22 protein-coding genes are annotated in these 24404 nt (G+C 65.7%); 15 read left to right on the top strand and 7 right to left on the bottom strand.

The genetic code is table 11. The features are described from left to right. The first annotated feature begins 51 nt into the window (after positions 1-51). The 10 genes from QZL87_RS14855 (at position 52) to fghA (ending at position 10371) form a co-directional block, all read left to right on the top strand. Entirely contained in the window at positions 52-798 is a 747-nt protein-coding gene (locus tag QZL87_RS14855) for a UdgX family uracil-DNA binding protein (protein WP_362987607.1), read from the top strand. Continuing rightward, positions 798-1826, top strand: coding sequence for a ligase-associated DNA damage response exonuclease (locus QZL87_RS14850; RefSeq protein ID WP_295320816.1), 1029 nt, complete (start codon positions 798-800; stop codon positions 1824-1826). Before QZL87_RS14855 ends, QZL87_RS14850 begins: the two co-directional genes overlap by 1 nt. Beyond that, on the top strand, positions 1823-3580 hold the full coding sequence (locus tag QZL87_RS14845) for a cisplatin damage response ATP-dependent DNA ligase (protein WP_295320814.1): 1758 nt from the start codon (positions 1823-1825) through the stop codon (positions 3578-3580). Before QZL87_RS14850 ends, QZL87_RS14845 begins: the two co-directional genes overlap by 4 nt. A gap of 206 nt (positions 3581-3786) precedes the next feature. Continuing rightward, positions 3787-4401, top strand: coding sequence for a superoxide dismutase (locus tag QZL87_RS14840; protein ID WP_295320812.1), 615 nt, complete (start codon positions 3787-3789; stop codon positions 4399-4401). A gap of 292 nt (positions 4402-4693) precedes the next feature. Further along, positions 4694-6073, top strand: a complete 1380-nt coding sequence (locus QZL87_RS14835) for an L-serine ammonia-lyase (protein WP_295320809.1) — start codon at positions 4694-4696, stop codon at positions 6071-6073. 216 nt (positions 6074-6289) lie between these two features. Continuing rightward, complete coding sequence (locus tag QZL87_RS14830) at positions 6290-7402, top strand: S-(hydroxymethyl)glutathione dehydrogenase/class III alcohol dehydrogenase (protein ID WP_295320807.1); 1113 nt, start codon at positions 6290-6292, stop codon at positions 7400-7402. Between the two features lie 113 nt (positions 7403-7515). Continuing rightward, positions 7516-8376 carry a formyltetrahydrofolate deformylase gene (gene purU, locus QZL87_RS14825; RefSeq protein WP_295320804.1) on the top strand — a complete coding sequence of 287 codons (861 nt, stop codon included), beginning with the start codon at positions 7516-7518 and terminating at the stop codon, positions 8374-8376. 246 nt (positions 8377-8622) lie between these two features. Beyond that, positions 8623-9003 (top strand): VOC family protein, encoded by a 381-nt coding sequence (locus QZL87_RS14820; protein WP_295320802.1) that lies wholly within the window; start codon positions 8623-8625, stop codon positions 9001-9003. 19 nt (positions 9004-9022) lie between these two features. Next, positions 9023-9526 carry a prolyl-tRNA synthetase associated domain-containing protein gene (locus QZL87_RS14815; RefSeq protein ID WP_295320800.1) on the top strand — a complete coding sequence of 168 codons (504 nt, stop codon included), beginning with the start codon at positions 9023-9025 and terminating at the stop codon, positions 9524-9526. After that, on the top strand, positions 9523-10371 hold the full coding sequence (gene fghA / locus QZL87_RS14810; RefSeq protein WP_295320798.1) for an S-formylglutathione hydrolase: 849 nt from the start codon (positions 9523-9525) through the stop codon (positions 10369-10371). The genes QZL87_RS14815 and fghA overlap by 4 nt, the downstream gene beginning before the upstream one ends. 33 nt (positions 10372-10404) lie before the next feature. Here the strand turns inward: fghA and QZL87_RS14805 are convergent, their stop codons facing one another. From QZL87_RS14805 to QZL87_RS14780, 6 genes are all read right to left on the bottom strand, one after another. Next, entirely contained in the window at positions 10405-11076 is a 672-nt protein-coding gene (locus QZL87_RS14805) for a hypothetical protein (RefSeq protein ID WP_295320795.1), read from the bottom strand. Positions 11077-11337: 261 nt separating this feature from the next. Continuing rightward, entirely contained in the window at positions 11338-11640 is a 303-nt protein-coding gene (locus QZL87_RS14800; protein WP_295320792.1) for a PspC domain-containing protein, read from the bottom strand. Positions 11641-12335: 695 nt separating this feature from the next. Beyond that, positions 12336-14351, bottom strand: coding sequence for an RNA polymerase sigma factor RpoD (rpoD, locus tag QZL87_RS14795; RefSeq protein ID WP_295320790.1), 2016 nt, complete (start codon positions 14349-14351; stop codon positions 12336-12338). A gap of 35 nt (positions 14352-14386) precedes the next feature. Further along, a complete protein-coding gene (gene dnaG / locus QZL87_RS14790; RefSeq protein ID WP_295320787.1) occupies positions 14387-16270 on the bottom strand; it encodes a DNA primase in 1884 nt (627 codons plus the stop codon). Further along, entirely contained in the window at positions 16270-16656 is a 387-nt protein-coding gene (locus tag QZL87_RS14785) for a DUF559 domain-containing protein (protein WP_295320784.1), read from the bottom strand. Before QZL87_RS14785 ends, dnaG begins: the two co-directional genes overlap by 1 nt. Before the next feature lie 104 nt (positions 16657-16760). Continuing rightward, a complete protein-coding gene (locus tag QZL87_RS14780) occupies positions 16761-17213 on the bottom strand; it encodes a GatB/YqeY domain-containing protein (RefSeq protein ID WP_295320781.1) in 453 nt (150 codons plus the stop codon). A 131-nt stretch (positions 17214-17344) separates the two neighbouring features. On the opposite strand from QZL87_RS14780, the gene carA reads away from it, so the two are divergent. The 5 genes from carA to QZL87_RS14755 all read left to right on the top strand — a co-directional run bounded on the left by carA (position 17345) and on the right by QZL87_RS14755 (position 23593). Further along, the gene (gene carA / locus QZL87_RS14775; RefSeq protein WP_295320779.1) at positions 17345-18616 is read left to right on the top strand and encodes a glutamine-hydrolyzing carbamoyl-phosphate synthase small subunit; all 1272 of its coding nucleotides are present in this window, start codon (positions 17345-17347) and stop codon (positions 18614-18616) included. Continuing rightward, on the top strand, positions 18613-19068 hold the full coding sequence (locus QZL87_RS14770; protein WP_295320777.1) for a hypothetical protein: 456 nt from the start codon (positions 18613-18615) through the stop codon (positions 19066-19068). The genes carA and QZL87_RS14770 overlap by 4 nt, the downstream gene beginning before the upstream one ends. Beyond that, positions 19052-22372, top strand: a complete 3321-nt coding sequence (gene carB / locus QZL87_RS14765; RefSeq protein ID WP_295320775.1) for a carbamoyl-phosphate synthase large subunit — start codon at positions 19052-19054, stop codon at positions 22370-22372. The genes QZL87_RS14770 and carB overlap by 17 nt, the downstream gene beginning before the upstream one ends. 95 nt (positions 22373-22467) lie before the next feature. Next, positions 22468-22944: a transcription elongation factor GreA gene (gene greA, locus QZL87_RS14760; protein ID WP_295320773.1), complete on the top strand. Its 477-nt coding sequence runs from the start codon at positions 22468-22470 to the stop codon at positions 22942-22944. Positions 22945-22957: 13 nt separating this feature from the next. Continuing rightward, positions 22958-23593: a rhomboid family intramembrane serine protease gene (locus QZL87_RS14755; protein ID WP_295320771.1), complete on the top strand. Its 636-nt coding sequence runs from the start codon at positions 22958-22960 to the stop codon at positions 23591-23593. Between the two features lie 178 nt (positions 23594-23771). On the opposite strand, the gene QZL87_RS14750 is transcribed toward QZL87_RS14755, so the two are convergent. After that, positions 23772-24317, bottom strand: a complete 546-nt coding sequence (locus QZL87_RS14750) for an NUDIX hydrolase (protein ID WP_295320769.1) — start codon at positions 24315-24317, stop codon at positions 23772-23774. Between the last annotated feature and the right edge of the window lie 87 nt (positions 24318-24404).

Here is a 24404-nt window from a genome sequence, read left to right as displayed (position 1 = left end):
GCGCACTCCCGACCATTTGTTCTCTTCATGTTCTCGTGCTAGCCATGGGGCATGTCCGTCCACGCGATTCCCGAACGACCGGCCCGGTATTTCCTCCTCCGCTCGCGGGCGCGGGTGGAACGCATGCGCGCAGCGGCCGTTTCCCTTGCGAACCCGTTGACCGATACATGGCGGACGCGCGTGCCCGACGAACCGGCCCCCGATGATGATGTAACGACGCTGGACGCGCTGGCGCGCGCGATCGATCGCTGCACGCGCTGCCCGCTCTATCGCAACGCGACGCAGGGGGTCGCGGGCGAGGGGCCGAAGGCGGCGCGCATCATGCTCGTCGGCGAGCAGCCGGGCGATCAGGAGGATCGGCAGGGACGCCCCTTCGTCGGCCCGGCGGGGCAGTTGCTCGACGCGGCGCTGGACGAAGCGGGGCTCGACCGGCGGCGGCTGTTCCTCACCAATGCGGTCAAGCATTTCAAGTTCGAGCCGCGCGGCAAACGGCGGCTGCATCAGAATCCGACGATCGCGGAGATCGACATCTGCCGCTGGTGGCTCGACAAGGAGCGGGCGCTCGTCGAACCCGAGCTGATCGTCACGCTCGGCGCGAGCGCGCTGCGCGGCGTGACCGGGCGGAGCGTGAGCATCAAGTCGATGCGCGGCGCGGTGCATAGGTTGGAAGGGGGCGGCAGGCTGATCGCGACGGTCCATCCCTCCTTCCTGCTGCGCATGCCCGACCGGACGCGCGCCGCCGCCGAGCGCGCGGCCTTCGTCGCCGACCTGATCCGCGCGCGGAAACTCGCCGCCTGATGGCGAAGTCCAAAACCTGGATCGAGTCGCACCCCAGCGGCATCTATGTGAAGCCCGCCGACCTGTGGATCGACCCGTCGCGCCCGGTTGCGCGCGCCGCGGTGACGCACGGCCACGCCGACCATGCGCGCAGCGGCCATGGCGCGGTGTTCGCGACGCCCGGGACGCTCGCGATCATGGCGCTGCGCTATGGCGTCGATGCCGAGGCGAGCCATAACCAGGCCTTCGGTTACGGCGACGGCTTCGAGCGCGGCGGCGTGCGCTTTTCCTTCCATCCCGCGGGGCATGTGCTCGGCAGCGCGCAGATCCTGATGGAATATCGGGGCGAGCGGATCGTCGTCACCGGCGATTACAAGCGCCGCGCCGACCCGACCTGCGCGCCCTTCGAGGTCGTGCCGTGCGACATTTTCGTCACCGAGGCGACCTTCGGCCTGCCGGTGTTCCGCCATCCGCCCACGGGGGACGAGATCGCCAAGCTGCTCGCCGCGGTGCGCGCTGAGCCCGAGCGGTCGGTGCTCGTCGGCGCCTATGCGTTGGGGAAGGCGCAGCGCGTGATCACCGAATTGCGCGGCGCCGGATGGGATGCGCCGATCTATATCCACGGCGCGCTCGAGAAGATGTGCCAGCTTTATGCGATCCACGGCGTCGAGCTCGGCGAACTGCGGCTCGTTTCGGAGACCGGCAAGGCCGAGATGGCGGGGCAGATCGTCCTCGCGCCGCCGTCGGCGCTGAATGACCGCTGGTCGCGGCGGCTGCCCGATCCGGTGACCGCGATGGCGTCGGGCTGGATGCGTGTGCGCCAGCGCGCGCGCCAGCGGATGGTCGAACTGCCGCTTGTCATTTCGGACCATGCCGACTGGGACGAACTCACCGCGACGATCGCGGAGGTGAACCCGCGGGAGACATGGATCACCCACGGCAGCGAGGACGGCCTCTTGCGCTGGTGCGAGCTGACGCAGCGCAAGGCGCGCGCGCTGCATCTCGTCGGACGCGATGTCGAGGATGAGGGCGGGGAGGCGGCGGCGTGAAACGCTTCGCGGCCCTGATCGACCGGCTGATCTACACGCGCTCGCGCAATACGAAGCTTGCGCTGATCGCCGATTATCTGCGCCATACGCCTGATCCCGACCGCGGCTGGGCGATCGCGGCGCTGACCGAGAGCCTCGACTTTCCGGCGGTGAAGGCGGGGACGGTGCGGGCGCTGCTGGCGACGCGCGTGGATGAGGAATTGTTCCGCCTGTCGCGCCACTTCGTCGGCGATACGGCGGAGACGGCGGCGCTGTTGTGGCCGGAGCCTGATAAGCCCCTCCCCTTCAGGAGTGTCGGGTCGGCCATGCCCCCGGCATGGCCTAAACCGTCCGGGGGACGGTTTACCCGACACTGGGTTGGGGTGGGGGCCATCAGCCTTGCGCAAGGCCGATGGCCCCCACCCGCTGCGACTAGGGAGCAAAGCTCCCAAGTCTCGCTGCCCTCCCCTGAAGGGGAGGGCGGATTGAGCGTCTCCGAAGCCGTCGCAGCCCTCTCCGCCGCCACGCGCAGCGATGCCCCGGCCGTCGTTGCTTCGCTGCTCGACCGGCTCGACGCCGACGGGCGCTATGCGCTGCTCAAGCTCGCGCTCGGCGGGATGCGCGTCGGGGTGTCGGCGCGGCTCGCGAAGCAGGCGTTCGCGCAGGCGTTCGCCGTGCCGGTCGACGATGTCGAGGAGCTGTGGCACGCGATCCCGCCGCCCTATGCGCCGCTGTTCGCGTGGGGCGAGGGAAGGGCGGAGCGCCCCGACCTCGCCGATGTGGCTTTCTTCCGTCCCTTCATGCTCGCGCATCCGCTTGAGGGAGAGAGCGTCGATCTCGCCGATTATGCCGCCGAGTGGAAATGGGACGGCATCCGCGTCCAGATCGTGCGCGCAGGGAAGGGGGGCGGCAGCGAGACGCGCATCTACAGCCGCGGCGGCGAGGAGATCGGCGGGGCGTTTCCCGAGCTGGTCGCGGCCTTCGATCAGGACGCGGTGATCGATGGCGAGTTGCTCGTGCGCGGGGCAGTCCAAGGGGGTGAAGCGGCGAGTTTCAACGCGCTCCAGCAACGGCTCGGGCGCAAGACGGTGTCCAAAAAGATGCTCGCCGATTATCCGGCCTTCGTGCGCGTCTATGACCTGCTCGCGCTCGACGGCAATGACCTGCGCGGCCTGCCGTGGACCGAACGGCGGCGGCAGCTGGAGGCTTTCGTCCCGCGCCTCGCCGCCAGCCATTTCGACCTGTCGCAGGTGATCGATGCGAAGGACTTCGACGACCTTGCCGAACGCCGCGCGGGCGCGCGCGACGCCGCGATCGAGGGGGTGATGCTCAAGCGCCGCGATGCGCCCTATGTCGCCGGCCGCCGCGCGGGGCTGTGGTACAAGTGGAAGCGCGACCCGCTCACCGCCGACTGCGTGATGATGTATGCGCAGCGCGGCAATGGGCGCCGCGCGAGCTTCTATTCGGACTATACCTTCGGATGCTGGTCCGACGCGGGCGAGTTGCTGCCGGTAGGGAAGGCCTATTCGGGCTTCACCGACGAGGAGTTGAAATGGCTCGACAAATTCGTGCGCGACCACACGCTGAACCGCTTCGGCCCGGTGCGCGAGGTCGAAAAGTCGCTCGTGCTCGAAGTCGCCTTCGATTCGATCCATGGCAGCAAGCGCCACAAATCGGGGCTCGCGATGCGCTTCCCGCGCATATCGCGCATCCGCCGCGACAAGCCCGCCGAGGAGGCCGACCGCATCGCGACGCTGCGGGCGATGGTGACCTAGGGACCCCTCCTCTTCAGAGGAGGGGCAGCGAGACTTGCGAGCTTGCTCGCTAGTCGCAGCGGGGTGGTGCTCCTTCACCGGCACCCACCACCCCAAACCCCTCCTCTGACGAGGAGGGGCCTAATTATAAGGAAAATTGCCGCCACGGGGTTGCAACTCGCGCGAAAATACCGAGTTAGACCCCCGAACACATAAAGGAGACTGCCATGACGATCGCTTTCCCGCCGCTGCCCTATGCCCAGGACGCGCTGGCGCCGCATATCTCGGCCGACACGCTCGCGACCCACCATGGCAAGCACCACAAGACCTATGTCGACAAGGTCAACGCCGCGATCGAGGGCACCGAGCTTGCCGACAAAACCCTCGAGGAAATCATCCACCACGCCGAGGGATCGGGCAACAAGGGCCTGTTCAACAATAGCGCCCAGTCGTGGAACCACGCCTTTTACTGGAACAGCCTGTCGCCCACGAAGACCGCGCCCGCCGGCGATCTCGCCGCCGCGATCGACCGCGACTTCGGTTCGCTCGACGAGCTGAAGAAGAAGCTCAAGGAGACCGCGGTCAACCATTTCGCGTCGGGCTGGGCCTGGCTCGTCTCACGCGACGGCGCGCTGTCGGTCACCGACACGCATGATGCCGGTACCGAGCTGACCGCGGGTATCAAGCCGCTGCTGGTGATCGACGTGTGGGAACATGCCTATTATATCGACCGCAAGAATGTCCGCCCCGACTATGTGAATGCGGTGGTCGACGAGCTCTTGAACTGGGATTTCGCCGCCGAAAATCTCGCGCGTGACGGGACGTGGACCTATCCGGCGTAATATCGTTACTTTCAGGATAATGCCGTGTGTCCCCGCGAAGGAGCATCGGGTCGGATCGTCCCCCGGACGATCCTTGACCATGCGGGGCATGGTCAACCCGATACTGACCCATCTCCCGAGGGTTCAAAATGGCGCCGACCGGAGATGGGCTCCCGCCTTCGCGGGAGCACACCCTCTCTTTTGACGTTGGTCGCGTAGGGTTCCGCGGTGAGAGAGGTTTCATGCAGGCCGTAACGAAATTTGGCCCGCGCGGGCCTATCGGGATCGTCCGCCTTCGCCTATAGGCGCGGCCATGACGATCAGCCTGTTCGAACTCTTCAAAATCGGTGTCGGTCCTTCGAGCTCGCATACCGTCGGGCCGATGGTCGCGGCGCGGCGCTTCACCGTCTGGCTCGACGAGCAGGCGTTGCTCGCGAAGACCGCGCATGTCGAAGCCGATCTTTACGGCTCGCTCGCGCTGACGGGGAAGGGCCACGCCGCCGACACCGCGGTCGTCGCGGGGCTCGCGGGCGAAATCCCCGCCTCGACCAGCCTCGCCGCGATCAAGGCGCATTGGGACCGGGCGGAGAGCGAGGGCTTCCTCTATCTGCTCGGCCGCCAGCGCGTCCGCTTCCAGCCCGCGCGCGACCTCCATTTCCAGATGAAGCAGCGCCAGCCCTTCCACAGCAATGCGGTCAGCTTCACCGCCCGCGACGGCGAGGGCGAGATCCTCGCGAAGCGCATGTATTTCTCGATCGGCGGCGGCTTCGTCGTCGATGAGGATGAGGCGGGGCGCAACAGCCGCGGGGCGGAGGACGAGGTCGAACTGCCCTTCGCCTTCACCTCGGGCGCCGACCTCATGGAAATGGGCGCCGCGTCGGGCAAGAGCTTTGCCGAAATGATGCTCGAGAATGAGCTTGCGCACCGCAGCCTCGCGGAGGTGGAGGCGGGGCTCGACGAAATCGCGGCGGCGATGGACGCGTCGATCGACGCCGGCTGCTCGAGCACCGGCGTGCTGCCCGGCGGGCTCAAGGTCAAGCGCCGCGCGCCGCAGATCGCCGCCGACATACGCGAACGGCATGAGGCGAACCTGTCCGATCCGATGGCGATGATGGACTGGATCAACCTGTGGGCGATGGCGGTGAACGAGGAGAACGCCGCGGGCGGCAAGGTCGTCACCGCGCCGACCAATGGCGCGGCGGGGATCATCCCAGCGGTGATCCGCTATTACCGGCGCAGCTATCGCGGCGACGCGGCGGGCGTGCGCACCTTCCTGCTCGCCGCGGGCGCGGTCGGCGCGCTCTACAAGCGCAACGCCAGCATCTCGGGCGCCGAGGTGGGCTGCCAGGGCGAGGTCGGCGTCGCCTGCTCGATGGCGGCGGCGGGGCTGACCGCGGCGCTCGGCGGCACCAACGCGCAGGTCGAAAACGCCGCCGAGATCGGCATGGAGCACAACCTCGGCCTCACCTGCGACCCCATTGGAGGGTTGGTGCAGATCCCGTGCATCGAGCGCAACGCGATGGGCGCGATCAAGGCGATCGACGCGAGCCGCATCGCGATGATCGGCGACGGCACGCATGTCGTCAGCCTCGACACAGTGATCGCGACGATGCTGCAAACCGGCCGCGACATGCGCGACAAATATAAGGAAACGTCGAAGGGCGGGCTGGCGGTCAGCGTGGTGGAGTGTTGAGGGACGATTATGGTCGACACAGTGCCAATCCTCCCTGTCGCGCAGCGATGGGGAGGTGGCAGCGCGGAGCCCTGACGGAGGGGCCATGGCGCGGCCCCTCCACCACTCGCTTCGCGAGCGGTCCCCTCCCCATGGCCTTCGGCCACAGGGAGGAATGCGCATCTTGCATTGCCGCCGCGTTTGTCTGATTGGGAGCGCCAAGAAGGAGACCGCCCCATGAAGACCCGCGCCGCCGTTGCGTTCGAAGCGAAGAAGCCGCTCGAGATCGTCGAACTCGACCTCGAAGGTCCGAAGGCGGGCGAGGTGCTGGTCGAGATCATGGCGACGGGCATCTGCCACACCGACGCTTACACGCTCGATGGCTTCGACAGCGAGGGCATTTTCCCGAGCGTGCTGGGGCATGAGGGCGCGGGCGTGGTGCGCGAGGTCGGCGCGGGGGTGACGAGCGTGAAGCCCGGCGACCATGTGATCCCGCTCTACACCCCCGAATGCCGCCAGTGCAAAAGCTGCCTCAGCGGCAAGACCAACCTCTGCACCGCGATCCGCGCGACGCAGGGCAAGGGGCTGATGCCCGACGGCACGACGCGCTTCAGCTACAAAGGTCAGCCGATCTTCCATTATATGGGCTGCTCGACCTTCTCGAACTTCACCGTGCTGCCCGAGATCGCGGTTGCGAAGATCCGCGAGGACGCGCCCTTCCAGTCGAGCTGCTACATCGGCTGCGGCGTCACCACCGGGGTCGGTGCGGTCATCAACACCGCGAAGGTGCAGGTCGGCGACAATGTCGTTGTTTTCGGGCTCGGCGGCATCGGGCTCAACGTGATCCAGGGCGCGCGGCTTGCGGGTGCGAACCAGATCATCGGCGTCGACATCAACCCCGATCGCGAAGAATGGGGCCGCAAGTTCGGCATGACCGAGTTTCTGAACTCGAAGGGCATGAGCCGCGAGGATGTCGTCGCGGCGATCGTGCAGATGACCGACGGAGGCGCCGACTACACCTTCGACGCCACGGGCAATACCGAGGTGATGCGGACGGCACTGGAAGCCTGTCACCGCGGCTGGGGTACCTCGATCATCATCGGGGTCGCCGAGGCGGGCAAGGAGATTGCGACGCGGCCGTTCCAGCTCGTTACCGGGCGCAACTGGCGCGGCACCGCGTTCGGCGGCGCGAAGGGGCGCACCGACGTGCCGAAGATCGTCGATATGTATATGCAGGGCAAGATCGAGATCGACCCGATGATCACCCATGTCATGGGCCTCGAGGAGATCAACAAGGGCTTCGACCTGATGCACGCGGGGGAGAGCATCCGCAGCGTCGTCGTTTATTGACGATTTCGCTATTCCCCTTATCGGCGTCATTGCGAGCGAAGCGAAGCAATCCAGAGCGGCTTCACTCTGGATTGCTTCGCTTCGCTCGCAATGACGGGAAGAGGAGGAAGCGTTTGACCGGACCCTATGTGCTGACGTTCAGCTGCGCTGACGCGGTCGGCATCGTCGCGGCGGTGACGGGGCTGCTCGCGGACGCCGACGGCTTCATCCTCGACAGCCAGCAATATGCCGACCTCGATTCGGGGCGCTTCTTCATGCGGGTCGAGTTCCGCGGCGAAGGACCGCGCTTTCCCGAGGGGCTGGCCGGGGTGCAGGCGGCGTTCGCACCGATCGTCGAGCGATTCCGGATGGATGCAAGGATCAGCGATACCGCCGCCAAGCCGCGCTTCGTGATCGCGGTGTCGCAAGGCAGCCATTGCCTCAACGACCTGCTCCACCGCTGGTCGACGGGCAATCTCGCGATCGACGTGGTGGGCGTCGTGTCGAATCATGAGACGCAGCGGCGGCTTTCCGAATGGCATGGGGTGCCCTTTCACTACCTGCCGGTGAGCGATGCGAACCGCGCCGAACAGGAAGCGGCGATCCTCGACGTGATGATGCGCGGCGGCGCTGAATATCTGGTGCTCGCGCGCTATATGCAGGTCTTGTCGAGCGATCTGTCGGCGCGGCTAGCGGGCCGCTGCATCAACATCCACCACAGCTTTCTGCCGGGCTTCAAGGGCGCCAAACCCTATCACCGCGCGCACGAGCGCGGCGTGAAGCTGATCGGCGCGACCGCGCATTTCGTGACGAGCGACCTCGATGAGGGGCCGATCATCGAACAGGCGGTCGAGCGCGTCGATCACCGCGACGGGGTCGAGGAACTGATCCGCATTGGCCGCGATACCGAGGCGCAGGTGCTCGCGCGCGCGGTGCGCTGGGTCGCCGAACAGCGCGTGCTGATCGACGGCCGCAAGACGGTGGTGTTTCGCTAGGACGCGATCGATGGAATCGTCATCCCGGCCCTTCGACTGCCTTGCAGGCGCTCAGGATAAACTGGCCCAGGGCCAGTCCGGGATGACGGGACAGGGAGGGCGGTGCTAGGGTCTGATCCGATCACGCGGCTTGCCGCTTTCGGGTTCGTCATTTTCGGGGAATCCGGAGCAGAATGGCGGCTGGCCCTCCCCGGCGGAGCAGGGTAGGTATCGATTCGCAACCAGAATCAGGAGGAGCGGAAAGCCATGTACAGTCACAATATGGTCGGATCGAACGACCTCGCCGCGTCAAAGGCATTCTATGACGCCACCTTCCAGGCGATCGGCGGCAAGCCGGGAATCCAGGACGAGAAGGGGCGCCTGATGTATCTGCACAACGGCGGCATCTTCATGGTGACCGCGCCGATCGACGGCGAGCCCGCGACCGTCGGCAACGGCTGCACGATCGGCTTCGCGATGGAAAATCCCGAACAGGCGAAGGCATGGCACGACGCCGGCGTCGCCGCGGGCGGCACCTCGATCGAAGATCCGCCGGGCATCCGCGAAGGCGGTTTCGGCCAGCTCTACCTCGCCTATCTGCGCGATCCGTCGGGCAACAAGCTCTGCGCGCTGCACCGCGTCGTCTGAGCCGGAACAGGCAGAAGCCATGCGCGGCGAAGCGGGATTGCTGGCGGACCTTGGCGCGCTTGCCATCCCCTTCGCCGCCTATGAGCATGAAGCGGTGTTCACCGTCGCCGAAAGCGACGCGGTCAACGCCGCGATCCCGGGCGCGCATACCAAGAATCTGTTCCTCAAGGACAATGGTGGCGCCTTCTGGCTCGTAACGGTGCCGTCGGCGGCGCGCGTCGACCTGAAAGCCCTGCCCGCCGCGATCGGCAGCAAGCGGGTGAGCTTCGGCAAGGCGGAGGATATGGAGCGGCTGCTCGGCATTTCGCCGGGATCGGTGACCCCGCTCGCGGCGATCAATGCCGCGCCGGCAAGCATCACCGTCGTGCTCGACAAAGGGCTGGCCGCGGCGGAGACGGTGAACGTCCATCCGCTCCGCAATACCGGCACGTTGGGCCTTTCGGGCGCAACGATCCTCGACCTCTTGCGTCATTGGGGACATCGGCCGCTCGTCGCGTCCATCCCCGTTCAGGACCCCGCATGACCATCGAAACCCTTTCCACCGTTCGCAGCCATGGCGGGACGCAAGGCGTCTATAAGCACGCCAGCACGACAACCGGCACCGACATGACCTTCGCGGTCTTTGTCCCCGACCATGAAGAGGGCGCGAAGCTGCCGGTGCTCTGGTATCTGTCGGGGCTGACCTGCACCCATGCGAATGTGATGGAAAAGGGCGAGTATCGGGCGGCCTGCGCCGAGCATGGCGTGATCTTCATCGCGCCCGACACGTCGCCGCGCGGCGAGGATGTTCCGGACGATCCCGATGCGGCCTATGATTTCGGGCTCGGCGCCGGCTTTTATGTCGATGCGACCGAGGAGCCATGGGCGCAGCATTACCGGATGCGCTCGTACATCGAGGACGAGCTGCCGTCGCTGATCCTGCGCCATTTCGCGAGCGCCGACCTGACGCGGCAGGGCATCACCGGCCATTCGATGGGCGGGCACGGCGCGCTGACCATCGGGCTGCGCAATCAGGACCGCTATCGTTCGGTGTCGGCCTTTTCGCCGATCGCCGCGCCGTCGCAATGCCCGTGGGGCGAAAAGGCGCTCGGCGGCTACCTTGGCGACGATCGCGAGGACTGGCACGCCTATGATGCGTGCGCGCTGCTCGATCAGGGACTGCGCGTGCCCGACCTGCTCGTCGATCAGGGCGAAGCCGACAATTTCCTGACCGAGCAGCTCAGGACCGAATTGCTGGTCGAAGCGTGCGAGCGCAACGGACAGAAGGCCGAAATCCGGATGCAGCCGGGATATGACCACAGCTATTATTTCATCTCGACCTTCATGGCCGAGCATGTCGCGTGGCATGCGGAGCGGTTGAAGGCGTGAGCTTTCTCCCTTCCCGCCCGCGCGGGAGGGGGGTCAGGGATACGCCCGGCTCGCGGCGCGCGCAGCCATCAGGTCCCAAAGGCCGCTGTGCTGCGTGACGAGTTGCTGCGCGCCGAACAGCATCGCGCGTTCGATCGCGGGCGTGTCGGCGACCATCGTGGCGAGCCGCGCCGTGCCCGGCAGGTCGGGCAGGGTGCAGGTCGGCGGCACCAGGTCGAGCCGCAGCGCGCTGATGTCGAGGAGCACGCGAATCATCCGCCAGTCGAGCGTCAGCGCGATCGCGGCGCCGAGCGCGCAGCCATGGCGATCCGATTCGGCGAGCATGTCGAGCGCCTTGCGCTGCGCGGCGACCGCGGCCTCGCACTGCGCCTGCCCCTGCGTACTGGGCACGGGGCCGGCCGCCGCGGCGATCTTGGACAGGAAAGCGCGTTCCAGGGCGAAGGCCTCGGCGGCTTCGTCCATCCAGCGGCGCGATGCGGGGTCGACCGCCTTGCGCGCGGCATTGTCGATGACGCCGGGATGGCGGCCGTGGAGAAGGCAGAGGAAATGCACCGCGTCGGCGAGGTTGCGCATCGCCTCGGGCCCGCTCGACAGCGCGCCCGAACGGACGTGCGCGTGCGCGCCGGTGCCGTCGCTGGCGACCAGCGCGTCGAGCAGTTCGGCGGCGCCGCGCGTCGGCGTTTTGGGCTGGGGCGACTGGCTCAACGCTCGATCCTCGCTGTGGCAGGGCGCGCAGGCCCAAGCCGATGGAATGTCAGCGATCGGTCATAGGGCAACGTCGTAAACGACGCGTTTATAAGCGGCGACGGATTTATGACCCAAGTGTTTCAGCCGGGGACAGAAATCCGAAAAACGAAGGAACCGGCAAGCCCCGGGGAGAAGCTTGCCGGTCCCATGCCATGGCGCCGGGGGCGCCATCGGAGCGGAAGGGCCAGACGGGGAGAGGGAATGCCCGGCCGGGACCGCTCAAGCCGCGAGTGCGAGTTCGCCGGTCTTTTCGGGGGTCTTTTCGGCGTTCGGCGCGTCAGCTTCGATCGTCGTCAGCGCGGGCTCGCCGGCGGTCTTCGCGGGGAAGAGCAGCCGCGAGGCGAGCACGACGAGACCGAGCGCGAAATAGGCCGCGAAGGTCTGGGCGGGGAAGAAAAAGAGCGGCGCGATGAACGCCAGGCGCAGATAGAGCGGGTTGAAGCCGAAATCCTGGCCCACGGCCTCGCAGATACCGAAGAAGGTGTCGCGGCGGCGGAAGAGATTGGTGGTTTCGTTGTCCATTTTTCTGTCTTTCCCTTTGGCTGCGAGCACTGCCCCGCGCCGATGCCCGAAGCATCGCAAAGGCCGTGCCAATTTGTGCAGTCCCTCGAATTTCCGGGCTTTTTCCCGCCTCGCCCCGACGGGTTGCCCGCTATTCCTCGTGCATCGATTCCCAACGAGTGGGAATGATTGCCATTTGATGGGTGGTGCCTGAACCGGTGATGAAGCCCCCGCATCGCTGTGACGCGGGCTATGTGATGAGGAAATATGAAGATTTAAAGAGGATTGGCGAAAATAATTGTGCAATGCAACATCGCGGCCCGCGGCCCGCGGCCCGCGGCCGGCGGCCGGCGGCCGATTCGGGCGGAAGCGGACCCATCTTTCATCGTCACCCCGGACTTGATCCGGGGTCCATTCACGCAGGGTGGAAAGAATGGATCCCGGATCAGGTCCGGGATGACGCATGTCTGGGACTGACCGGGAGCTGCCATTGATCCTCCCTGTGGCGAAGCCATGGGGAGGTGGCAGCGGCGAAGCCGCTGACGGAGGGGCAATGACGCGACGTTGCGGCCCCTCCACCATTCGCTTCGCGAACGGTCCCCCTCCCCATGGCTTCGCCACAGGGAGGATCAGGAATCGGCCGCTCTCTACCGCAAAGCGGACGGAAAAAGGCGGCCCGTCGCCGGACCGCCCTCCGATTCCCGTGGATCCCGGCCTTATTGGTCGAGGAAGCTGCGCATCTTGCGGCTGCGCGACGGGTGCTTCAGCTTGCGGAGCGCCTTCGCTTCGATCTGACGGATGCGTTCGCGCGTCACGCTGAACTGCTGGCCGACTTCCTCGAGCGTATGGTCGGTGTTCATGCCGATACCGAAGCGCATGCGCAGCACGCGCTCCTCGCGCGGGGTGAGCGACGCCAAAACGCGCGTCACCGTTTCCTTGAGGTTCGACTGCACCGCGGCGTCGACCGGGATCACCGCGTTCTTGTCCTCGATGAAATCGCCGAGGTGGCTGTCTTCCTCGTCGCCGATCGGCGTTTCGAGGCTGATCGGCTCCTTGGCGATCTTCATCACCTTGCGGACCTTTTCGAGCGGCATCGACAGCCGCTCGGCCATTTCCTCCGGCGTCGGCTCGCGGCCGCTCTCGTGGAGGAACTGGCGGCTGCAGCGCACCAGCTTGTTGATCGTCTCGATCATGTGGACCGGGATGCGGATCGTGCGCGCCTGGTCGGCGATCGAGCGGGTGATCGCCTGCCGGATCCACCAGGTCGCATAGGTCGAGAACTTGTAGCCGCGGCGATATTCGAATTTGTCGACCGCCTTCATCAGGCCGATATTGCCCTCCTGAATGAGGTCGAGGAACTGCAGCCCGCGGTTGGTATATTTCTTCGCGATCGAGATCACGAGGCGCAGGTTCGCCTCGACCATTTCCTTCTTGGCGATGCGCGCCTCGCGCTCGCCCTTCTGGACCATGTTCACGACGCGGCGGAATTCGGTCAGGCTCATGCCCGCCGCCTGCGCGATTTCGCTGATCTCGATGCGGATGCGATCGACCGCGCCGGCTTCATTCTCGGCGAAGGCGGCCCATTTCTTGTCGATGCCGCTGACGCTGTCGAGCCAGTTTTCCTCGAGCTCGCGCCCGACATAATTGTCGAGGAACGACTTGCGCGGCACCTTGTGGCGCTCGGCGAGGCGCAGCATCTGGCCGCCCAATGCGGTCAGGCGGCGGTTGTAGCTGTAGAGCTGGTCGACGAGATATTCGATCTTGGTGCCGTGGAACTGCACGCTTTCGACCTGCGCGGTCAGCTCCTCGCGCAGCTTGTGATATTTCTTCTCTGACGCCGACGGAAATTCCTCGCCGCCCGACAAAGCTTCGAGGCGCGCGTCCTGCAGCTTCGAGAAGGCCTTGAAGCTCTTGGTGATCGCGGCGAACTTCTCGAGCGCGTCGGGTTTCAGCAGCTCTTCCATCGCGGCGAGGCTGAGCGTGTTGTCCTCCTCATCCTCCTCGAAGCTTTCGCGCTTGCCCGACGAGCCTTCGCCGTCCTCGTCGTCGCCGTCGGCCGAGGGTTCCTCCTCGACCTCATCCTCGTCCTTGAACGAGACGCCGGCGGTCTTCTCGCTGATCTCACCGTCGTCCTCGGCGCCTTCCTCGTCGAGATTTTCGGGCGCGGGATCCTTCGACAGCATCGCTTCGAGATCGACGATCTCGCGCAGCTGCATGTCGCCGTTGTTGAGCGCATTCGACCATTCGATAATCGCGTTGAAGGTCAGCGGGCTTTCGCACAGCCCGAGGATCATCGTGTCGCGGCCCGCCTCGATGCGCTTCGCGATCGCGATCTCGCCTTCGCGGCTGAGCAATTCGACCGCGCCCATTTCGCGCAGATACATGCGAACGGGATCGTCGGTGCGATCGACCGTTTCCTTCTTCTTCTCGATCGCGGGGTTGGAGACCGAACCCGTGCCGGCGCTGACGTCGATATCGTCGTCGCTTTCCTGCTCGGCCTCTTCCTGCACATCCTCGTCGCTCTCGACGATGTTGATGCCCATGTCGGAGATCGCCGACATGATGTCCTCGATCTGCTCCGACGACATCTGGTCCTGCGGCAGCGCCTCGTTCAATTCGTCATAGGTCAGGTAACCGCGCTTCTTGCCGCGCGCGATCAGCTTTTTGACGTCGGCCTCGTTGAGGTCGATCAGCGGGGCGTCAGTATCGGCTTCGGTGTTCTTGGTTGCCATCTGTTCTTCCTGCCTGAAAGGGCATTTGCTGGTCGTTACTGGCTGCTGCTCTCGGACAGCGCGGCCAGGCGGCGGGTCAGATCCTCATCCATGGCGCGCAGTTTCTGCTGCCGCGCCAGGCCTTCCTCATCCATCGTGCGCTGGAAATCCGCGGTGGCCTGTGCCAGCCGCTCGCGGATTTCGGGCTGGGTGACCAGCACGCCGATATATTCGTCGAGGTCGCGAAGCGCGGTTTCGCGCGCCGCTGCGGCCTCGTCACTGCTTTCCAGCCTGCGATTGAACGAGAAGTGCATTCCGTCGGCTCTGAGCAATGTCGTCGCCCTATTATACACTTTCATTGGCTCCAATATGGCAAGCAACCCCTCGCAATCAAGCCCTTCGCGGCACATTGCGCTGTCAAGCATCAGCCGGAGCAGTGCGGCGTCGCCCGGATCGCTCACCGGCAGGCGGGTGAGCGCCTCCTCGTTGCGCCGCAGCGCCTCGGGATAGCGCAGCAATCCGCCGATCAATGCCGCGACATAGGGCGCCGAAATCCCGGCTTGCCCGATGGAACGCGTTTCGTCGGCCGGAGGTTGCAGCCGCGGGTCGGGACCGAAGCGGCGACCGGCACCGCGTTGAGGGCTCGGCGTCCACGGCTGGCGCGGTCCGCGCTCGGGGCGCGCTCTCGCGAACAGCGCGTCGAGTCGCTCGCGAAAGGCCTCGCGATAATGGTGGCGCACGTCGGCGTCCTGGATCGCGTCGGCGTGGGCGAGCAGGCGCGTCTTGAGCGCCGCGCGTTCCTCGGGGGTCGTCAGCGGGCCTGCTGCGACCTCGTGCGCCCAGAGGCGCTCGACGAGCGGCTGGGCGTCTTCGAGGATTTCGACGAAGCCCGCCGCGCCGCGTGCGCGGACGAGGTCGTCGGGATCCTGCCCGGCCGGGAGAGTCGCGAAGGACAGGCTGAAGCCGGGACGAAGCAGCGGCAGCGCGCGCATCGCAGCGCGCATCGCTGCCTTCTGCCCCGCCGCGTCGCCATCGAAGCAGAGCACGGGCACGGGCACCATCCGCCAGATCATCGCGAGCTGATTCTCGGTGAGCGCGGTGCCGAGCGGCGCGACGGCGTCGGCGATCCCCGCCTCGGCGAGCGCGATCACGTCCATATAGCCCTCGACGACGATGATCCGGTTCGTCTGCCGCGACGCCGGGCTCGCCTTGTCGAGATTGTAGAGCGTGCGCCCCTTGTCGAAGAGCGGCGTGTCGGGCGAGTTCAGATATTTGGGCTCGCCGTCGCCGAGGATGCGTCCCCCAAAGGCGATGACCCGCCCGCGTGCGTCGCGGATCGGGATCATCAGGCGGCCGCGGAAACGGTCGTAGGGTTCCTTGTCGTCGACTGCGATCAGCATCCCCGATTCGACGAGCATCGCGGTCGGGAATTTCTTGAGCGCCTCTTTCAGCGCGCTGCGGCTTTCGGGCGCGAGGCCGAAGCCGAAGGCCTTGCGCGTCGCCTCCGAAATGCCGCGTTTCGCCAGATATTCGCGCGCGGGGGCCCCGTTGCTGCTGCCGAGCTGCTGGACGAACCAGTCGGCCGCCGCCTGCGTCACGTCGCGCAGGCTCGCCTGCTCTTCGGCCTTTTTCGCGGCGCGCGGGTCGGGGGCGGGGACCTCCATGCCCGCTTCGGCGGCGAGTTCCTTCACCGCATCCATGAACGACAGGCCGCGCTGGTCGGTCATCCAGCGGATCGCATCGCCATGCGCGCTGCAGCCGAAACAGTGGTAGAAGCCCTTTTCGTCGTTGATCGTGAAGCTCGGCGTCTTCTCGTTATGAAAAGGGCAGCAGGCCTTATACTCGCGCCCGGCGCGCGTGATCTTCACCGTGCGGCCGATGAGCGTCGACAGCGTGATGCGCGAGCGCAGCTCGTCCAGCCATTGCGGGGTGAGGGTCATCAGTCCCCCTCCCGCTTGCGGGAGGGGTTAGGGGAGGGCATGTCCGCAAGAACCCGTTCGATCTCGCTCACGACGCCCTCGATCCGTTCCAACACATCATTGTTCCAGAACCGGATCACCCGATAACCTCGTGTTTCCAGATAGGCCGTGCGCGCTTCGTCTTTCGCTACATCAACGGCGTGCTGTCCGCCATCGACTTCGATGACCAATTTGGCCGATCGCGAAACGAAATCGCAGATGAATGGGCTGACGGGGAATTGGCGATTGAAGCGGATGCCTGCAAGTTTGCGGGCACTGAGTTGAGTCCAGAGCTTCCGTTCGGCGTCGGTGGCGTTCAGGCGCAGTTCGCGTGAGCGCGCCGTCGGTCGTTTATAGCCTTTGTCCAAACAGGCCCTCCCCCGACCCCTCCCGCAAGCGGGAGGGGAGATTCTCGGCGCGCCCGGCTCAACCAGTCCCCTCCCATTTATGGGAGGGGTTAGGGGAGGGCATGTCAGCCCAATGCCGCCTTCACCCAGCCCGACGCCTTGCTCATGTCGAGCTGCGAGCCCAGCCGGTCCTTCACCGCGGCCATCACCTTGCCCATGTCCTTGAGGCTCGTCGCGCCGAGCTCCGCCACGATCGCATTGATCGCGGCGGTCGCTTCGTCGTCCGAAAGCTGCGCGGGCAGGAAATCCTCGATCACCGCGACCTCGGCGGCTTCGATGTCGGCGAGTTCCTGCCGCCCGCCCTGTTCGTACATCGTGATCGACTCGCGGCGCTGCTTGACCATCTTCTGAAGCACGTCGGTGACGAGCACATCGTCATCGGCGGGCGCGGTGCCGGTCCTGAGTTCGATGTCCTTGTCCTTGATCTTCGCCAGCATCAGCCGGATCGTGCCCAAACGCGCCTTGTCGCCCGCCTTCATCGCGGCGACCTGCGCAGCCTTGATGTCATCGCGAATCATGCGTGTCCCCATGCGCTGCAAATTTCGGAAAGACCCTCCCTAGCGGGAAGATTCCAAATCCGATAGCTTGTGAATCACTTTTTTGCCGCCTACTTGGTCGGCCGTTTAGCCCCCCGTCCGGAGCATGTTGAATGGCACCTGCCAACCCCCCTGCGGCGCCTAAAGTCGCGTCCAAAGCCCAGCCTTCCGGGGCTACGGGCGTCCTGGTCCTCGCCGATGGCACGATCCTGTGGGGCGTCGGTTATGGCGCGAGCGGGTCCGCCGTAGGCGAGATTTGTTTCAACACGTCGATGACGGGCTATCAGGAAATCCTGACCGATCCGAGCTACGCCGGGCAGATCGTCACCTTCACCTTCCCGCATATCGGCAATGTCGGCGCGAACCCGGAGGATATGGAGCGCGGCGTCCACGGCGCGCTCGGCGCCATCACGCGCGAGCTGCCGACGCAGCCGAGCAATTTCCGCAGCGTCCAGACCTTGCCCGAATGGATGACCGAACAGGGCGTGATCGGGCTCGCGGGGCTGGACACGCGCGCGCTGACCCGCCGGATCCGCGATGCCGGCGCGCCGAACGGGGTGATCGCGCACAGTCCCGACGGCAAGTTCGACATTGACGAACTGCTCGCTATGGCGCGCGGCTGGCCGGGGCTTGAAGGGTTGGACCTCGCGAAGGCGGTCAGCCGGACGGATACGGGCGATTGGACCGGCGGTGCGTGGGAATTGGGCAAGGGCTACCAATCCCCCTCCCGCTTGCGGGAGGGGCTAGGGGAGGGCATGTCGACCTCCGCCTCGACCGAAACAGACCCTCCCCCGACCCCTCCCGCAAGCGGGAGGGGAGATGACAGACCCCATGTCGTCGCGATCGACTATGGCGCGAAGGACAATATCTTCAGGAGCCTCGTAAAGGCCGGCGCGCGCGTCACCGTGGTGCCCGCGACCGCGAGCCTCGACGAAGTGCTGAGCCACCAGCCCGACGGCGTGTTCCTCTCGAACGGCCCCGGCGACCCCGCGGCGACGGGCGACTATGCGGTGCCGGTGATCCGGGGGCTGCTCGAACGCGACGTGCCGATCTTCGGCATCTGCCTCGGCCACCAGATGCTTGGGCTAGCGGCGGGTGCCAGGACCGTGAAGATGCACCAGGGCCACCGCGGCGCGAACCACCCGGTCCAACGCGCCGAAGATGGCGTGGTCGAGATCACCAGCATGAACCACGGCTTCGCGGTCGATGCTTCGACGCTGCCCGCCGGGGTGGTCGAGACGCACAAGAGCCTGTTCGACGGATCGAACTGCGGCATCGCGATCACGGGGAAGAATGCGTTCAGCGTGCAATATCACCCCGAGGCGAGCCCGGGGCCGCAGGACAGCTTCTATCTGTTCGAGAAGTTTGTCGGTGGGCTGAAGTGAAGGCATCTCTGCCCGCAGTTTTCCTGATCGCTCTCCTGGGCTGTAAACCCGACGGGGAAGCGAAACCGGCAGGAGACGAAGCTGCGAAGTATGAGGCAGCTTTCGACAGCGGAAATGAGCTGCTTGGCTTCTGGATAGAGGATTTATCCGGCGGTCCGATCAAGGGCGGCAAAGAGACGACCGATCCCGTGCCGAGCGCAGGGTCGGCCGACCTTCTAGTGAGGCTACTATCCGATTGTGGGGAGACGAGATTTTTGATCGACCATAGTTGGACACACCATGAGTATGTCTCTGTTCCTATGAAGAAAAATAATCCGGCTCGCAGTCTGAGCGATTTCGAGCTCGTTGATTGCGTCCGTAAGAGTTCCCCATTCTCATTTGGTGCCGGAATTGGCCGGGTTCCCGATGTAGATCCCTCATCCTTCAAGAGTTTGTATGCCCAAAAGAACTGACATCCAATCCATCCTCGTCATCGGCGCCGGCCCGATCGTTATCGGTCAGGCGTGCGAGTTCGACTATTCGGGGACGCAGGCGATCAAGGCGTTGAAGGAGGAGGGCTATCGTATCGTCCTCGTCAACTCCAATCCGGCGACGATCATGACCGATCCTGACCTCGCCGACGCGACCTATGTCGAGCCGATCACGCCCGAGATCGTCGCGAAGATCATCGCGAAGGAGCGCCCCGACGCGGTGCTGCCGACGATGGGCGGGCAGACCGCGCTCAACACCGCGCTGGCGCTCGCGCAGGACGGCACGCTGGCGAAATATGGCGTCGAAATGATCGGCGCCGATGCCGAGGCGATCGACAAGGCCGAGGACCGGCAGAAGTTCCGCGACGCGATGGACAAGATCGGGCTCGAAAGCGCGCGCAGCGGCGTCGCGCACACGCTCGACGAGGCGTTCGCGGTGCTCGAACGCACCGGGCTGCCCGCGATCATCCGCCCGTCCTTCACGCTCGGCGGCACCGGCGGCGGCATCGCCTATAACCGCGAGGAATTCGAGCATATCGTCCGCGGCGGGCTGATCGCCTCGCCGACCACCGAAGTCCTGATCGAGGAATCGCTCCTCGGCTGGAAAGAATATGAGATGGAGGTGGTGCGCGACCGCAAGGACAATTGCATCATCATCTGCTCGATCGAGAATGTCGATCCGATGGGCGTGCATACAGGCGACAGCATCACCGTCGCCCCCGCGCTGACGCTGACCGACAAGGAATACCAGATCATGCGCAACGCCTCCATCGCGGTGCTGCGCGAAATCGGCGTTGATACCGGCGGCTCCAATGTGCAGTTCGCGGTCAACCCCGACAACGGCCGCATGATCGTCATCGAGATGAACCCGCGCGTGTCGCGCTCGTCGGCGCTCGCGTCGAAGGCGACGGGCTTCCCGATCGCCAAGGTCGCGGCGAAGCTCGCGGTCGGCTACACGCTCGACGAGATCATGAACGACATCACCGGGGTGACCCCGGCGTCGTTCGAGCCGACGATCGACTATGTGGTGACCAAAATCCCGCGCTTCGCGTTCGAGAAATTCAAGGGCGCTGAGGCGACCCTGTCGACCGCGATGAAATCGGTCGGCGAGGTGATGGCGATCGGCCGCACGATCCACGAGAGCCTGCAAAAGGCGCTGCGCGGACTGGAGACGGGGCTTTCGGGCTTCAACTTCGTCGAGCGATTGAAGGGCGCGAGCCATGAGCAGCTGCGCAACGAGCTTGCGCAGCGCACCCCCGACCGGCTGCTCAACACCGCGCAGGCGATCCGCGAGGGACTGCCGCTCGAAGAGATCAACCGCGTCGCTGGCTACGACATGTGGTTCCTCGAACGCATCGCCGAAATCGTCGCGGCCGAAGAGCAGGTCTGCCGCAACGGCCTGCCGCGCGATGCCGAGGGGCTGCGGCGGCTGAAAGCGATGGGCTTTTCCGACAAGCGCCTCGCCTATCTGGCGCTGCAGTCGGCGAACCTCCAGCCCGGCGCCAGCCATGCGACCGCGCGCGGCAGCGGCCTGATCCACGAAGCGGTCAAGGCGATGACCGGCGGCGTCACCGAGGCCGAAGTGCGCGCGCTGCGCCACAAGCTCGGCGTGCGGCCGGTGTTCAAGACGATCGACACCTGCGCGGCGGAGTTCCGGGCGCAGACCCCCTATCTCTATTCGACCTATGAAGCCCCGACCTTCGGCGAACCCGAGTGCGAGGCGAACCCGAGCGAGCGGAAGAAGGTCGTTATCCTAGGCGGCGGTCCGAACCGGATCGGGCAGGGGATCGAGTTCGACTATTGCTGCTGCCATGCCTGCTTCGCACTCGAAGAGGCGGGTTACGAAACGATCATGGTCAACTGCAACCCGGAGACGGTGTCGACCGATTATGACACGTCGGATCGCCTCTATTTCGAGCCGCTGACCGCCGAGGACGTGCTCGAAATCCTGGCAGTAGAAATGTCGAAGGGCGAGCTGGTGGGCGTGATCGTCCAGTTCGGCGGGCAGACGCCGCTCAAGCTCGCCCAAGCCCTCGCCGAAGCGGGCGTCCCGATCCTCGGCACCTCGCCCGACGCGATCGATTTGGCCGAGGACCGCGAGCGGTTCGCGGCGCTCGTCAACAAGCTCGGCCTCAAGCAGCCCGAGAACGGCATCGCGCGCAGCCGCGAAGAGGCGGTCGCGGTCGCGGCGCGCATCGGTTATCCGGTGCTGACGCGCCCCAGCTACGTGCTCGGCGGCCGCGCGATGGAGATCGTCGACGATCAGGCGCAACTCGAAAATTATATCGAGACCGCGGTGCAGGTGTCGGGTGACAGCCCGGTGCTGATCGACCGCTATCTGCGCGATGCGATCGAGGTCGACGTCGATGCTTTGTGCGACGGCACCGACGTGGTGGTCGCGGGCGTGCTCCAGCATATCGAGGAAGCCGGCGTCCATTCGGGCGACAGCGCCTGCTCGATCCCGCCCTACAGCCTGCCCGCGCATATCGTCGCCGAGATCGAGCGGCAGGCTGACGCGCTGGCGCGCGCGCTTGAGGTTCGCGGGCTGATGAACATCCAGTTCGCGGTGAAGGATGACGAAGTGTACCTCATCGAGGTCAACCCGCGCGCCAGCCGCACCGTGCCCTTCGTCGCGAAGGCGGTGGGCTCGCCGATTGCCAAGATCGCCGCGCGCGTGATGGCGGGCGAAAAGCTCGCCGACCTGCCCAAGATCAACCGCGACATCGCGCATGTCGCAGTGAAGGAGGCGGTCTTCCCCTTCGCGCGCTTCCCCGGCACCGACCCGGTGCTGAGCCCCGAGATGAAATCCACCGGCGAAGTCATGGGAATCGACCGCGATTTCAACCTCGCCTTCGCCAAGGCGCAGCTCGGCGCGGGCGACCGTCTGCCCACGACCGGCCGCCTGTTCGTGTCGGTCAAGGACAGCGACAAGCCGCGCATCGTCGGCGCGGTGAAGCGGCTCGCCGACTGGGGGTGGAAGGTGATCGCGACCGGCGGCACCGCCGACTATCTGGCGGGGCAGGGCGTCGAGGTCGAGCGCGTCAACAAGGTCGCCGAGGGCCGCCCGCATATCGTCGACCGGATCAAGGACGGCGACGTCCAGCTGATCTTCAACACGACCGAAGGCTGGCAAAGCTTGCAGGATTCGCAATCGATCCGCGCGTCGGCGCTCGCGGCCGACATCGCCTATTATACGACGGCGGCGGCGAGCGATGCGTCGACGCAGGCGATCGGCGCGCTCCGCGCGCACTCTCTTGAAGTAAAGCCGCTTCAGGACTATTATTGAAGGACCGCTCCACCTCCCCACATTGACGGAAAAGCGGCGCAGCCGCCCGGCGAAGTTTCGCTGGCGCTGGATTATTGACGAAGGACAACAGGATAATGGCAAGCGTTGAAAAGGTGCCGATGCTGGCAGAGGGCTATGAGAAGCTGACCGCGCAGCTGTCGGCGCTCAAGGCCGAGCGGCCGCTGATCGTCGATGCGATCGAGGAAGCGCGCGCGCATGGCGACCTTTCGGAGAATGCCGAATATCACGCCGCCAAGGAACGCCAGGGCCAGGTCGAAGCGACGATCGGCGACCTCGAGGACAAATTGTCGCGCGCGCAGGTGATCGACCCGACGACGCTGTCGGGCGACCGGATCGTGTTCGGCGCGACCGTCACGCTCGCCGACGAGGACGACAAGCCGGTGAAATATCAGATCGTCGGGCAGGCCGAGGCCGACGCCAAGGACGGCAAGATCAGCTATAATTCGCCGCTCGGCCGCGCGCTGATCGGCCGCCGCGTCGACGACGAGGTCGAAGTCACCGTGCCCGCGGGCGACAAATATTATCTGGTGACCAAGATCGAATTCATCTGACGGGCGTGCGAGGATGAAAACGCAGGACGCGCCGCTGGTCACGGGCTATGCGCTCGCCTGCGTCGTCATTTTCGTGCTTCTCTGGATCACGGATTTCCAGATCGACGCGATCGTGCGCGCGGGCTTCATTCCCGCGCGTTTCGGCCATGAACTGATCCTGCCGCCGGGGACGATGGTGCCCTTCCTGCTGACCCCGTTGTCGTCGGCTTTCCTGCACGGCGGGGTGCTGCACATCGCTTTCAACATGGTCGTGCTTCTGTTCATCGGCCGCCAGCTCGAAGCGCCGCTGGGGACGAAGGCGATGGCGGTGTTGCTGCTCGCCGGCGCCTATGGCGGCGCGCTCGCGCAATATCTTGCCGATCCCGCCTCGGCGGTGCCGATGATCGGCGCGAGCGGCGCGATTTCGGCGCTGATCGCGGTATTCGCGCTGATCTTCAGCCGCACGCAGGCGCCCGCGATCGGTCCGGTCCCCGGTCATTGGGTGCGCGCGCTGTGGCTCGCCGCGGCGTGGATCGGGTTGCAACTGCTGCTCGGCTTCGCGGGCGGCGGCGGCTTCGGCGCGGTCGCGATCTGGGCGCATGTCGGCGGCTTCCTCGCCGGCCTGTTCCTTGCTCGGCCGCTCTTAAGGTGGCGGTTCGGGGGGCGGTAGGCGCTCGCTTCCTAAAACGGTGTCGGCTTTGGGGTGGGGAGCCGCCATTCCCTGCTTTCGTCATTCCCGCGAAAGCGGGAACCCAGTGCGGGATCAGCCTATGCGCGCACTGGGTTCCCGCTTTCGCGGGAATGACGAAACAATGAGATACTCAACGGCCGCTTCCGGCCAAAACCAGCTACTCTGCCAGCAATCCGCCCGCCAGCAGCATCGCGACACGCACGTCGATCCCGCAGCCTTCAGCGCGCTTCGCCACGACGAAATCGGCGACATCGGCCAGCGGCACGCGGTGGACGATGATCTCCTCGCCATCGACGCCGCCGCCTTCGCCGACCCGGGTCAGCCCGGTGGCGACGAGCAAGGTAAAGCTTTCGCTGACCATGCCGGGCGAGCTGTAGAATTCGCCGACTGTGCGCCAGTGGCGGGCGCGATAGCCCGTTTCCTCCTCAAGCTCGCGCTCCGCCGCGATCTCCGCCGCCTCGCCGGCCATGTCGTCGCCGACCAGCCCCGCGGGCAGTTCGAGGCAGTTGATCTTCAGCGGCACGCGATATTGCTCGACCAATATGACGTGGCGGCCGGCCGCGTCTTCGTCGATCGCGAGGATCACCGCGGCGTGGATCCCGCGCGAGCGCGAGACATATTCCCACGTGCCCTGCTGCCTGACCGTGATGAAGCGGCCTTCCCACCGCGTGTCGATGGGCGTGTCGGGGGCGGGGCGGGTCATCTGCTATCCTATCGTCATTGCGAGCGAAGCGGGCCGAAGGCGGCCGTAGGCCAACCAATCCAGGGCGGTTTGCGCCGCTCTGAATTG

The sequence above is a fragment of the uncultured Sphingopyxis sp. genome (genome assembly GCF_900078365.1).
GTDB lineage: Bacteria > Pseudomonadota > Alphaproteobacteria > Sphingomonadales > Sphingomonadaceae > Sphingopyxis.
Note: the sequence above shows the minus strand (reverse complement) of the source record. Positions and strands in the feature narration are given on the sequence as shown.

Bases quoted from the DNA above. Each gene is read 5' to 3' on its own strand.
- QZL87_RS14820 (WP_295320802.1), top strand. From the start codon at position 8,623: ATGTACAGTCACAATATGGTCGGATCGAACGACCTCGCCGCGTCAAAG.
- QZL87_RS14830 (WP_295320807.1), top strand. From the start codon at position 6,290: ATGAAGACCCGCGCCGCCGTTGCGTTCGAAGCGAAGAAGCCGCTCGAG.
- QZL87_RS14780 (WP_295320781.1), bottom strand. From the start codon at position 17,213: ATGATTCGCGATGACATCAAGGCTGCGCAGGTCGCCGCGATGAAGGCG.
- carB (WP_295320775.1), top strand. From the start codon at position 19,052: ATGCCCAAAAGAACTGACATCCAATCCATCCTCGTCATCGGCGCCGGC.
- QZL87_RS14815 (WP_295320800.1), top strand. From the start codon at position 9,023: ATGCGCGGCGAAGCGGGATTGCTGGCGGACCTTGGCGCGCTTGCCATC.
- QZL87_RS14840 (WP_295320812.1), top strand. From the start codon at position 3,787: ATGACGATCGCTTTCCCGCCGCTGCCCTATGCCCAGGACGCGCTGGCG.
- fghA (WP_295320798.1), top strand. From the start codon at position 9,523: ATGACCATCGAAACCCTTTCCACCGTTCGCAGCCATGGCGGGACGCAA.
- dnaG (WP_295320787.1), bottom strand. From the start codon at position 16,270: ATGACCCTCACCCCGCAATGGCTGGACGAGCTGCGCTCGCGCATCACG.
- carA (WP_295320779.1), top strand. From the start codon at position 17,345: ATGGCACCTGCCAACCCCCCTGCGGCGCCTAAAGTCGCGTCCAAAGCC.
- greA (WP_295320773.1), top strand. From the start codon at position 22,468: ATGGCAAGCGTTGAAAAGGTGCCGATGCTGGCAGAGGGCTATGAGAAG.
- QZL87_RS14855 (WP_362987607.1), top strand. From the start codon at position 52: ATGTCCGTCCACGCGATTCCCGAACGACCGGCCCGGTATTTCCTCCTC.
- QZL87_RS14755 (WP_295320771.1), top strand. From the start codon at position 22,958: ATGAAAACGCAGGACGCGCCGCTGGTCACGGGCTATGCGCTCGCCTGC.
- QZL87_RS14850 (WP_295320816.1), top strand. From the start codon at position 798: ATGGCGAAGTCCAAAACCTGGATCGAGTCGCACCCCAGCGGCATCTAT.
- QZL87_RS14800 (WP_295320792.1), bottom strand. From the start codon at position 11,640: ATGGACAACGAAACCACCAATCTCTTCCGCCGCCGCGACACCTTCTTC.
- rpoD (WP_295320790.1), bottom strand. From the start codon at position 14,351: ATGGCAACCAAGAACACCGAAGCCGATACTGACGCCCCGCTGATCGAC.
- QZL87_RS14835 (WP_295320809.1), top strand. From the start codon at position 4,694: ATGACGATCAGCCTGTTCGAACTCTTCAAAATCGGTGTCGGTCCTTCG.
- QZL87_RS14750 (WP_295320769.1), bottom strand. From the start codon at position 24,317: ATGACCCGCCCCGCCCCCGACACGCCCATCGACACGCGGTGGGAAGGC.